At 56.3% G+C, this 11,034-nt stretch carries 15 protein-coding genes; 6 read left to right on the top strand and 9 right to left on the bottom strand.

Going from position 1 to position 11,034, the window contains the following annotated elements; all coding sequences use genetic code 11:
- The first annotated feature begins 41 nt into the window (after positions 1–41).
- The 5 genes from fnr (at position 42) to ACW8F6_RS07465 (ending at position 3,416) form a co-directional block, all read left to right on the top strand.
- Positions 42–770, top strand: coding sequence for a fumarate/nitrate reduction transcriptional regulator Fnr (gene fnr, locus ACW8F6_RS07485; protein WP_491575230.1), 729 nt, complete (start codon positions 42–44; stop codon positions 768–770).
- A gap of 11 nt (positions 771–781) precedes the next feature.
- The gene (locus ACW8F6_RS07480; protein ID WP_491575229.1) at positions 782–1,372 is read left to right on the top strand and encodes a DUF4202 domain-containing protein; all 591 of its coding nucleotides are present in this window, start codon (positions 782–784) and stop codon (positions 1,370–1,372) included.
- Between the two features lie 4 nt (positions 1,373–1,376).
- Complete coding sequence (locus ACW8F6_RS07475) at positions 1,377–1,754, top strand: SirB2 family protein (protein ID WP_491575228.1); 378 nt, start codon at positions 1,377–1,379, stop codon at positions 1,752–1,754.
- A gap of 13 nt (positions 1,755–1,767) precedes the next feature.
- Positions 1,768–2,679: a recombination-associated protein RdgC gene (gene rdgC / locus ACW8F6_RS07470; protein ID WP_491575227.1), complete on the top strand. Its 912-nt coding sequence runs from the start codon at positions 1,768–1,770 to the stop codon at positions 2,677–2,679.
- A 203-nt stretch (positions 2,680–2,882) separates the two neighbouring features.
- A complete protein-coding gene (locus ACW8F6_RS07465; protein ID WP_491575226.1) occupies positions 2,883–3,416 on the top strand; it encodes a hypothetical protein in 534 nt (177 codons plus the stop codon).
- Between the two features lie 50 nt (positions 3,417–3,466).
- Here the strand turns inward: ACW8F6_RS07465 and ACW8F6_RS07460 are convergent, their stop codons facing one another.
- The 4 genes from ACW8F6_RS07460 to ACW8F6_RS07445 form a co-directional block, all read right to left on the bottom strand.
- Entirely contained in the window at positions 3,467–3,766 is a 300-nt protein-coding gene (locus tag ACW8F6_RS07460) for a hypothetical protein (RefSeq protein ID WP_491575225.1), read from the bottom strand.
- Between the two features lie 193 nt (positions 3,767–3,959).
- The gene (locus tag ACW8F6_RS07455) at positions 3,960–5,402 is read right to left on the bottom strand and encodes a hypothetical protein (protein WP_491575224.1); all 1,443 of its coding nucleotides are present in this window, start codon (positions 5,400–5,402) and stop codon (positions 3,960–3,962) included.
- Positions 5,402–6,352: an oxygen-dependent tRNA uridine(34) hydroxylase TrhO gene (trhO, locus tag ACW8F6_RS07450; protein WP_491575223.1), complete on the bottom strand. Its 951-nt coding sequence runs from the start codon at positions 6,350–6,352 to the stop codon at positions 5,402–5,404. Before trhO ends, ACW8F6_RS07455 begins: the two co-directional genes overlap by 1 nt.
- Before the next feature lie 78 nt (positions 6,353–6,430).
- Complete coding sequence (locus ACW8F6_RS07445) at positions 6,431–6,739, bottom strand: BolA family protein (protein WP_491575222.1); 309 nt, start codon at positions 6,737–6,739, stop codon at positions 6,431–6,433.
- Positions 6,740–6,931: 192 nt separating this feature from the next.
- On the opposite strand from ACW8F6_RS07445, the gene ACW8F6_RS07440 reads away from it, so the two are divergent.
- Positions 6,932–7,141 (top strand): hypothetical protein, encoded by a 210-nt coding sequence (locus tag ACW8F6_RS07440; RefSeq protein ID WP_491575221.1) that lies wholly within the window; start codon positions 6,932–6,934, stop codon positions 7,139–7,141.
- Here the strand turns inward: ACW8F6_RS07440 and ACW8F6_RS07435 are convergent.
- The 5 genes from ACW8F6_RS07435 to ACW8F6_RS07415 form a co-directional block, all read right to left on the bottom strand.
- Positions 7,138–7,599: a hypothetical protein gene (locus tag ACW8F6_RS07435; protein ID WP_491575220.1), complete on the bottom strand. Its 462-nt coding sequence runs from the start codon at positions 7,597–7,599 to the stop codon at positions 7,138–7,140. The genes ACW8F6_RS07440 and ACW8F6_RS07435 overlap by 4 nt on opposite strands.
- A complete protein-coding gene (locus ACW8F6_RS07430) occupies positions 7,599–8,324 on the bottom strand; it encodes an OmpA family protein (protein WP_491575219.1) in 726 nt (241 codons plus the stop codon). The genes ACW8F6_RS07435 and ACW8F6_RS07430 overlap by 1 nt, the downstream gene beginning before the upstream one ends.
- Positions 8,284–9,540, bottom strand: a complete 1,257-nt coding sequence (locus ACW8F6_RS07425; protein WP_491575218.1) for a hypothetical protein — start codon at positions 9,538–9,540, stop codon at positions 8,284–8,286. The genes ACW8F6_RS07430 and ACW8F6_RS07425 overlap by 41 nt, the downstream gene beginning before the upstream one ends.
- 135 nt (positions 9,541–9,675) lie before the next feature.
- Positions 9,676–10,140 (bottom strand): hypothetical protein, encoded by a 465-nt coding sequence (locus ACW8F6_RS07420; protein WP_491575217.1) that lies wholly within the window; start codon positions 10,138–10,140, stop codon positions 9,676–9,678.
- A 91-nt stretch (positions 10,141–10,231) separates the two neighbouring features.
- Positions 10,232–10,813, bottom strand: a complete 582-nt coding sequence (locus ACW8F6_RS07415; protein ID WP_491575216.1) for a TetR/AcrR family transcriptional regulator — start codon at positions 10,811–10,813, stop codon at positions 10,232–10,234.
- Positions 10,814–11,034: the final 221 nt, after the last annotated feature.

Below are 11,034 nucleotides of genomic sequence, written 5' to 3'. Positions count from 1 at the left end.
GAGGCCGCTATAATCGGCCCACACTGCCTCAAGATGCCTCCATGACCGTCCAGCGCGACCACTGCCCACACAATACTGCCCTCTCCTGTAGCGACTGTCGGCTAAGCGCTATTTGCCTACCGCTGAGCGTCTCTACGAACGAGCTCGCCCGCATCGACAGCATCATCAAGCGCGGCCGACCACTGCACAGGGGCGATCAGTTATTTCAATCCGGCAGCCCTTTTACATCACTCTACGCCGTACGTGCAGGCGCGCTAAAAACGACGACCCTCACAAAAGGTGGGCAAGAACAGGTTACGGGATTTTACCTGCCGGGCGAAGTGCTTGGCCTGGACGGCGTGGCGGATCAGCGCCACACCAACACGGCCCATGCCCTGGAAACCAGCGCCGTGTGTGAAATCCCCTTCAATCAGCTATCGGCCTTGAGCTTGGAGCTACCAAAGCTGCAACAGCATATTTTTCAGATTTTGGGTCGGGAGATCAGTCACGAGCAACACCAACTCACGCTACTTGGAAAACACACTGCCGACGAGCGCGTAGCAGCATTTTTATTGAGTTGGTCAGCGCGACATCAACGCCGCCAACTTTCGGCTAGCCAATTGCGACTGCCCATGTCGCGCAGTGAATTGGGAAATTTCTTAGGTTTAACACTCGAAACGGTAAGCCGCGTCATTAGTCGCATGCAAAAAAACGGGCTACTCAGTGTCGACAACAAAGCCATTTCAATTGACAACCCAAGCCAGCTACAACAGCTGGCAGATGCCCTCTAAAAGGAATCACAGTGCCTACCTTTACCTTAGCCCAGGCCTATGCCGCGATCGATGCGGCCAACCAAAAAGACCCCAACAAGGTAGACGTCGACGGCCAACCATTGGCAGCCGAATGGATCTACGGCCAGCGTATGACCGACTGCCTCGAACAGTTCCAACCCGATGCCAGCCTTGCATTGCGCATTGCAGTGCGGGCGCAGCATATCGAGCGCTGGGTAATAGCTCGCGCAACCTACCCGCAAGATCGCGCAGGCTACCACCGCTGGCGCACAGCACTGGCCGCACACCACGCTCAGCGCACCCAAGCGCTATTGACGGAATTGGGTGCAGAGCCACAACTGATCGAAACTGTGGGTCGCCTGCTGCGCAAAGAAAACCTGAAAAGCAATAGCGAGACCCAAACTTTGGAAGATGTGGCTTGCCTAGTATTCTTACAGTTTTACCTAGCGCCCTTCAGCCAAAAGCACGAAGACACCAAATTAGTCGCCATCATTCAAAAAACCTGGCGAAAAATGTCGGAAAAAGGCCAACAAGCGGCTCTGCAACTGGCATTGCCAACAACGCTTACCCAGTTGGTACAGCGCGCATTGGCGGGCAACTAATCCTATGTTATTGCTGAAACACCTTCACATGTCGCTGGCGCTACTGTCGATTAGCGGCTTCGTTCTGCGTGGCGTCTGGCACGGTATGGGCTCACCGCTCGCGCGTGCAAAAATCACCCGCTGGCTGCCCCACCTAGTGGATACACTGTTGCTACTGAGTGCCCTGTGCCTACTGTACATCTACCAATGGCAGCCGTTGCAGCAACCCTGGCTACACGCAAAACTCACAGCGCTGTTTATTTACATAGGGCTAGGTCTCTACGCCTTCCGCTTTGCGCACACTAAAACCCAACGAATCAGCGCTTGGCTGCTAGCCCTCATAAGTGCCATCTACATTCTCGCAGTGGCCATCACAAAATCAACTATTCCCTTTTTGCAGTAACCGGAAATTTTTCATGTGGTTTAAAAATTTACAAATCTATCGCATCAGCGATGGTTTTACTCTCGACTTGGCCGCACTGGCAGACCAATTGGATGAACTGGCCTTTACACCCTGCTCACAACAAGACCTCTTTAAGCAGGGCTGGGTGCCGCCTCTAGGCAAGCACAGTAGCGCACTGGCACACATCGCTCAAAATGCCGCCTTGATCACCTTGCGCAAAGAAGAAAAAGTTATTCCCGCCGCGGTGATCCGCGACATGGTCGAAGAAAAAGCCGCGCAAATAGAGAATGCCGAAGAGCGCAGAGTATATCGAAAAGAAAAAGAGCAAATGAAAGAAGAAATTCTATTCGAATGCTTGCCCCGTGCATTGCGCAAAAGTCGTCGCACCCATGCGTTAATCGACATGGAGCAGCGGCTAATAATTGTTGATGCCGCCAGCCCCACGCGAGCGGAGGAGCTAATCTCTTTGTTGCGCCAAAGCCTGGGTTCACTGCCGCTATCGCTGCAGCAATACGACTTGTCACCGGCAGTGCAAATGACCCAATGGGTGCAAGGTGACGCCCTGCCCGAGGGCTGGGCCCTGGAAAGTGAATGCGAACTGCGCGAAACCGGTGAAGAAGGCGCCATATTGAAGTGCCGTCGCCACGATTTATTGTGCGATGAAATTCAGCAACATCTCACCGCCGGCAAACAGGTTGTACAACTGGCGCTAAATTGGCAGCAGCAACTGACGTTCATTCTGACCCAGGAGGGCCATGTGAAACGCCTCTCCTTTGGCGACGACCTCAAACAGGAGGCACAGAATGCTGGCAGCGACCAACTCGCCCTGCTCGACAGCGAATTTTCACTGATGACCCTCACATTGCGCCAATTTTTACCCGCACTGGCGCAAGCGCTAGGTGGGCAAAAATCAGAAGCCGTGTAATTTTCCTGCAAGCGCCCAACTAACGCCACTTAGCACCCAAATACCAGCTAATACGAAGGTATTAGCTGGTATTTGTCACCCCGTCACAGACAAAGTGACGGAGGGGTCACAAAACTCACTATTGACTTACCAAAAAACTTGACGTATACACTCTATGGTAGCTCGAAAATAACGCAAAAGCATAACAAAGACGGCGGCTAATCATGAAAAAGATCATTCTTGCACTAGGACTCATGGGGCTCTTTGCAGCACCAGTGACCCTCGCCTGCGACGAGGCCTGTCAAAGAGACAAAGCAGCAAAGAAGACTGGACAGGAATTTCCCAGCTATTTGACTTGGAAATACTGTGACGGCATCGCCGGCGAATTCATGACATCGACCATGAAAAGCCTGCAAAGCTATACCGAACAGCACCTAGACACCAACCGCAGGCGCGGCATGCGCAACACCCAAAGCTATTTGGAGCAGCGCAAAGACTGGCTACTGGAGTGCGACAACTATCTTGCCGCTACCGGTAAGGGCCGGATCTTCCGGGATGCGAAAACCACACAAAATATTCTGGCTGCGATCGACAGCGTCAATAATGAATTAGCGTCTCTGCTAAAGGGTGTTACCTACGCCAATGAAACCGGCGACGACACCCAGGTGGCGCAAACCAAGTTTGAAGAGCTGTTCACCCTGGTGGACAACCACAAGAACCTGATGCTCATGAAAGGGCATATGATCACATCGCGCTGAGTACCGGGCCAGTATATTGCGGCCCGAAAACGCCACGCAAAAACGCCAGCTTAGGCTGGCGTTTTTGTTTCTGAAGCCTTGCGCTTAATCGACAATACTGGCCGATCAATGTTTGATTTGGGCATTGCCGGTTTCGGCTTGGGCGCTGTCCTCTGCTTGGCGGCATTGGCTATGGCCTCCACACCGTGGCGCAAGAGACGCGCCTGATCGATGACACTTAACTCTGGCGGAAAGCGCCCGGGGTTGACGCCCTGGGGATCTCTGGGGTTGCCATCTACGCTCAAACTGAATCCGCTGGCGTGCTTTGCCGACTGGCCATCAGAGCCCACTATCCAATCTTCGAAATCCATGAGTAGAACTACCTTTTTCCTTTACTCGTCGCCGCTCTAAACAGAGCCCTCCAGCACCGATGACAAAGGTTGGCATCTGCCACCGGATTGGCGTTATCAAAGTGCCGCATTAGACCACATTACCGCCCATAAAGGGTACTAGACCTTCGTTTATCTTTGCGTGCGCCAGATCCCACACTGCCTCGCCTGACGCCTACTCCCTCTTTCTGGCAGTAAATCCCAGGGCCTCAAGCAGCCGAGGTTCATCAAAATGCCGGCGACCGGTAAAGGCAATGGCGTGATGCCCAGGTGCACGCATGCTGCCCGCCGCCGGTATACCCATTGGCCAAAAATAGAATCGCTCAGATCTAGCCGATTCGGGCACCCTGCCCCGGCTGTCAAAGACTTGCCAATAGGCCTGGGCGGCGGTCGATTTGGGCCCGCGAAAGCCGGCGGCGGCCCACAGGATGGGATGATTGGAAAGTGCATGTGGCGCAACCTCAGATCCGCGACTGCCTAAGGCCCCCACACCCAACAAACTGTGATCGTCGGCCTGCAGATAGAGCACCTGGCCGGGTTTGGCAGCGAGCGTTGCCCCGACATAAACGGGCTCTTGCCAGGCGTCCTCTGGACTTTCCACGCGGTACCCCTGCACTGGATACACCTGATACCAGCAACCACAAGTGTGCATCGCATCAAAGGCGATGGGCTGGAGGTTCGAATCCAAATGAACCCGCCAATGTAGCCCGTCTAGACGCCCCGCCAACGGGTCCAAGGCATGGGCCGACGGTCGCCGGGCAAACCAGATCTGGTAATTTAGCTGCAGACTGGGCTGGCCACCAAACTCCCCCAAGCTGACGTAGCTGTAGAGTGGCGCAACGCCGTCCGATGCCTGGCCGGCAGGCTCAGTTGACAGTTTGCCCGCTGTATCGCGCGCCAGCGCCACCGGCACATTGGCGTCGCCACTACCTCGTGGCAGCGCAAATTCAGGCGCCCACCGATTTAGCAGATCAACCACTGCTGCGCCATCCAGCTGACTACCGGCGCGAATCGCGCTAATTTGCCGCGCCACTGTGTCGGGCAGCTGTCGGGGGGAATAATAGCGCCAGTACGACGGATCAAAATCTCGGGAAAAAGCCTGCTGGCGCTCGCGGGTTGCCGCATGGTCGCGCACAACACCGGCGGCAAAAGGCCAGCGGCTGAGCGGATAGAGCCCCAATAAACGCAGTGAGAACTGGTATTCGTCGGCCACCACAGCCGACTCCACAAGCGCACGCCAGAGTAAGTCACTGGCCGCTATCGCGGGCAGCAATGTCGCCACACACTCGGGTGGCGAATCCCATCCGGCCGCTTCATTGGCCATACCATTTGCCCATTGCAGCCATGCCAAACGGTCGAGCGTCTGATCTGGCATGGGAATCTGTGCCGCCAGATAGCGATTGATGCGCAGGAACTCGAAGCCCTGCACAGGATGGTAGGGCGCAAAATGGTCTGCGGCCGCCCGCTGGGTATAGCGGGCGGCGCAATTTTCAATAGCGGCCTGCTGCAGTTGCTGCTCGGGCGCCAGAGCGGCGCAGGCCGACAGAAAGCTGGCTGCCAGCAGTTGACCGACGCGGCGGGCCAAGCCTGCCGTACAGACCACCCACTGCTCGCGCATTAAGCGCGGTTGCTCGCCTTGGCGCGGCGCTGGCGCTCGGTGGGCGCCCGCCCTATGTGCACATCGTTGCGCTGCTTTGCCAATTCAATTTGGCGCTGACGCTCTTCAAAGCGCCGCCGCTGCTCCTCCGTCAATTGGTGGTGACAGCGCGGACAGCAAACGCCCTGCTGGAATTGCGGCGATTGCTTGTCGGCCTCGGTAATGGGATGCCGACAACCGTGACACAAATCGTAGCTGCCTTTTTGCAGCGCGTGGTTGACCGCCACGCGATTGTCGAACACATAGCACTCGCCCTGCCACAAAGACTGCGATTCGGGCACTTTTTCTAGATAATTTAGAATGCCGCCCTTGAGGTGGTACACCTCTTCAAAGCCCTGCTCCTTAAGCAACGCCGTGGATTTTTCGCAACGGATGCCACCGGTGCAAAACATGGCCACCTTCTTGTGTTTAGCTGGGTCCAGGTTGGCCTTCACGTAGGCGGGAAAATCTCGAAAGCTCTCGGTGGCCGGGTCTAGCGCACCCTTGAAGCTACCCACTTCATACTCGTAGTAGTTGCGTGTATCTACCAGGGTCACCTCTGGGTCGCTGATCAATTGGTTCCAGTCTTCCGGCTCTACATAGGTGCCCACCACTTGGCGCGGGTCTATGCCCGGGACGCCCATGGTCACAATCTCTTTTTTGAGCTTCACCTTAGTGCGGTAGAAAGGCATGGTCTCTTCGTAAGACTCCTTGCACTCCAATTCCGCAAAAGCCGGCTTGGCTTTGAGATAGCTGAGCAGCCCGTCGATTGCAGCCCGCTCGCCCGCCACCGTGCCGTTAATGCCTTCTGAAGCCAGCAGCAGGGTGCCTTTTACGCCCAAGCGGGTCATTTCTTCCAACAGCGGCTCTCGAAGCGACCGGTATTCGGGTAAGGCGACAAACTTATACAGTGCACAAACTACAAACGACATGTGTAAAACCAAATACAAACTGAATCAGGCGCGCATTGTAGAGATTGGATAAAATCTGCACAACCACAAAGGCGCAGCTCAACCGGCTTTGCTACCCCCCAGGCACTGGGGCGACGCGGGGGCCTGATCGCCCTGCCACTGAGCCGGTGCCCAGGTGTGCAGTGCCAGGGCATGAATCTGGCTCATCAGGTCGCCCAAGGCACCATACACTAGCTGGTGCTGCTGGACCCGCCGCTTACCGGTAAACGCCTCGGCCACCAGTTGCACTTTAAAGTGCGACTCCGACCCAGGTGGTACATTGTGCATGTGGCTTTCGTTCTCGATCTGCAGGTAAACGGGGCTGAACGCCTCCCGCAGGGCGTTTTCTAGGGCTTGCTGCTTGGTCATGGTGTTACTCATAGGCATATAAAACGAAGTGAGATTATACCCCGGACCGGCAACGGGAACTTATTGGCAAGTGAACGATCTGAACCTTGGGTACGAAAAAAGTACTAGTTTGGCACCCATATTACGGTAGTATTACGACGACAACCTGAGTCAACGACAGCACTGGCCCAGTGCTAGCCAGGACCCTACACCATGAACCCAGAGCCCAGAGTGTTTATAGAAAGACGCAAAGGACAGGATCGCCGCCAGGAATACGACAGCTGTGCGGGCCTGCCGGTAGATCTCTATCACCGCAAACGGCGCAAGCGCACCGATCGCCGCCACCCAGGCCGCTCCACCGCCGAGGACATCGCGGCCTTCTATGCCAGCCTGTCGCGCGAACCCTCTAAGCACGCCCACTAGGTCACCGGGTAATGGGGGTAGCGCGTAAAAAAAGCCCCGACGTTAAATTCTGCACGCACCTGTTCGTAATAGGCCTGATGCCGGCTGCGGTGAGAACTGTGACCTTCGTATTGGAGCTGATCTAGACACGCACTGCACACGCGCATAGCGGCCGGCTTGCTGGCACCCACCCACAATGCAGTCTGGGTAGGGAACTTGCTGCACCAACTCAAGTGGTAGTCGCCCCCCTCGCCCCCCCAGACCAGAACGCGCGCATTTTTAAACCCCACCGTGTGATCGATTAATCGCCGCAGCGCCGCTCGCGCCACAGCCAGGCCCTGACCGGCCAGCGCCACCCGCTCGTCGCCGGTTAAGTGGCGGGCGGGATCGAAAAAATCATAACTGCCAAGTTCGGTTGCACCCATTTTTTGGCGCAGCGCTAACAGCGGTGGGAAATCTGTGAAATCGGGCAGGGGCATTAGCGAACCCCCTGCAAAATGGTGGCGATGCGCGCATCGGCATCGGTGCGCACGCGAAATTCTACCCGGCGCGAGCGCGCATCGTCTTCGCTGCCCGCTGGCGTCAACACAGGCTTTGACGAAGACAAGCCATTGGCGGTGAGGTGTGCCGTGAGCCAGGCCTTGTGATCTTGTACCTGCGCCAACGCCAACACATAGGCCAGTGCCGAGCGCGTGCGCGCCTGCGACAGAGCCATATTGCGAATATAGGCATCGTCGGCTGAAAAGCCCTGTCCCCAATCACTGGAGGTGTGACCCTCTATGCGCACTTCGAGAATGTCGTTGCGGTATTTATCGCGGGTTAGGATGCGCACATAGCGGGGAAAGAAATCTGCCAATATTTCTGAGAAGGCCGGGTTGAGTTCGGCATCACCGCGATCAAATAATAACTCGGTGTTGTAAAATCGCAGGCTTAAATCCCGATCGAGCTCAGCGCCCCAGCGCGGCAAATCCGCTGAAAACTCCCGGTGTAAATCGTCGTAGAGTTGGGTGCGCAAGCGATCGTACAAAATGGCCACGTCTTTTATTTTGCGCGACTCAATTTCCAACTGCACCATATAGATCACAGATATCAGCAAAAACACCATCATCAGCCCGCCCATTAAATCGCTGACTGATACCCAGTGTTCCTCCTGCGCTAAGGTGTCATTCTGCGAGGGCTCTAGCCCGCTGTTGTGGTTTTGCATCCTGTGCGTTTACCTGCTCTGCCAATAAAATTAAGCCCCGCAATTTTTCGGTAAGCGGTGCATAGTCATTTACAAACTTTTCGGAAAGCGACGTCATTTGATAGCCAAAGGTTTTCAGCGCCTGCACCAGCTCCGTCTCTAACCCCTGCTGCACCTGGGCCAGGTGACGCGCCATGCGCGCGTCGCTGTCTTGCGCCAGCTCGGCCAACTGTCCGTGCACGCGCTCGGATGCGCTGGCCATTTGCGCGAGCGATTGGTCGAGCGTGGCGGTTATATTGCGCTGATTGTGCACTACCGCGTCGGCCAGCGTTTGCGTCAATTGATCGATGCGCTCCCCCAGCATGGGCAAACCTGCCGAGGCCCGCTCGGATACATCGGCCAATAAGGTAAGTTGGCCGGCCAGCTGCTCAGATTGCGCCTCGGTGCCCGCCAACAATTGCCCGAGCGAAGACGACACCTGCTTAAACACCTCGGCGTGCTGAACCATATCGCGATAGGCCTCGGCGGCCTTGTCTAACAATTGGCCATTGGCCGTTTGGGTGTGCAGCAAGGCTTCCAGTTCGGCTTTGTAGTTTTCCTGCCACTGCAGCATCTTGCCCACGGCGCCGTTGAGTTCGCGAAAATTTTCGCCGTACTGCGCGTTAATTTCGGCGTTGAAATCGCGCATAACTTTCTCAATCGCCACCACCAAAGCGCGGGCGTTGGCCTCGGCCATTTCTGTTTGGTACTGGGTGAGTTGCTGTTGCAGCGCGCGCAGTTCTTGCACCTGCTCGCCCGCGTGTAGCGTGAGTGCCGCACGCAATCCGCCGGCCGATTCGTCGTGCAGACTTTGGTGAATATCGGTTAAGACATTGGCCAGGTCTGTGACCGTGGCCGTGTGGTAGGTTTCCTGGGTGCGACGCTGGCGCATGAGCGCGAACAGGTGCCGCATCTTAACGGCCAAGGCACCTAACAAGCCGGCGATAGAGGTCCAGAAAGCGGTTTTTAAGCCATCGATTAATTGCGGAACGCTGGCGCTGATATTGGACGTGTCAAACTCCAGCAAGCCCAGCGCCACACCGAGAAAAGTCCCAAAGATGCCGGTGCTGGTTAGAATGGCGGGTGTTTGACTGGCACTGTGGCTGTTATAGCCAGGCCCCACAAAATACAGGGCCAACACGCCAATTAACGCCATCAACCCCAGTGTCAGCGGAGGAAATTCAGCCAAAAACGCCATGGCATGCCCTGTATGGTCTTATGTGATTGTTGTTATATTCCTAACGGTTTCAACAATATAGACCAATGGGGCTCGCGAACAAGCCCCCTGTTGGATATTGCGCGGCCACACCTTGGCGGCGCAGGCCGTTAGTTGCTAACGGCGCTTGACTGCGGCGCGCTGCTTGCGCTCTCCGCGCTGGTCCGTGCGCCGGTTCGCCCGCTCGCCCTTGCGATCCAACCGGTTATCTACCCGCTCACCCTTTTGATCGAGGCGACGATCGATGCGCTCGCCTTTGTTTTCCAGGCGCTGATCAATGCGATCGCCTTTGGCATCGAGCCTGGCAGCCCGCTGTGTGTGCCCGCTAGCCTCTGCTCGAGCGCTCTTGGTGTCCAGGCGCTGGTCGATGCGGTCACCCTTATTATCCAGGCGCTGGGCCACACGGTCGCCCTTGGCGTCCAGTCGCGCCGCCACCCGATCACCGCGTGCATCCAGACGCGCCTCTTTTTGGTCGCCGCGCGCATCGTGACGGTCGGCAATCTGAGTATCAGCCATAGCAGGCAAAGCCCAGGTGCTGATAATCAACGCTGCGGTGGCGGAAATGCTGTGTAATGGGTTCATAGTCTGCCTCGTTCTGAAGTTTATTGTGCCTTTCCCCCCGTACAACGGAGTTCTCCGCTATCGGTTGACACGTGCAGATCTAAATCAGCCATCAATGACACACTAACTGCACCAACTCATCGGCCAAGGCGGCCAAGGTTAACGAGCCCTGAGGCTTGTACCAATGCCAGGTTTCCATGGCGGCGCCGCGAATAAAATGCCGCGCCAGCAGGGGCTCGGCCGGCAGTTGTCCAGATTCTTTAAGTGCCTGTAGGCAGCTGTGCCAGCGCTGCTCATAGTGATTGCGCAGCGCCAAAATGTGGCTTTGGCTGGCCTCGCTGAGCGAGCGCCACTCAGTCATCAAGATGCTGAAGCCCGTGCCTATTTCGCCGTGAATGGCCTGTAACTCACAGGTGACCAACACCTTCAAGCGCGCTTTCGGGTCGGATTCCGCTGCCAGGCGCTGCTCCATTGCGTCTTCAACCAATAAAATCAGCTCTTCCATCAGCTGCGCTAGGATCGCCTCTTTTGACGAAAAGTGGTGAAACAAGCTGCCCGACAACATGCCCACGGCGGCGGCGATATCGCGCACTGTGGTGCGCGCGAAACCTCGCTCGCGAAACAAACTCGCAGCGGCGCGCAATATATTGCCCTTTGCAGAAGTTGCATCCTCTAACACCCGCACACTGGCCACCTTAGTCTCCTGCTTTACTACCTCAGTATGAAAAGCAATAAATCCTATCCACAGGGCATTGTCAACCAAGCGCTTGCTTGGTAGTGTGAGAATCCTGTTGTCGCACTCACCAAGGAGCGCCCATGTCCCACGCTGATCTGGCCGTCGTCACCTGCGCTTTAACCGGCGTACTCACCAATCCCGCCCAGCACCCGGTGCCGGTAACCGCTGCTGAAATGGCC

Source organism: Simiduia sp., assembly GCF_058345725.1.
Note: the sequence above shows the minus strand (reverse complement) of the source record. Positions and strands in the feature narration are given on the sequence as shown.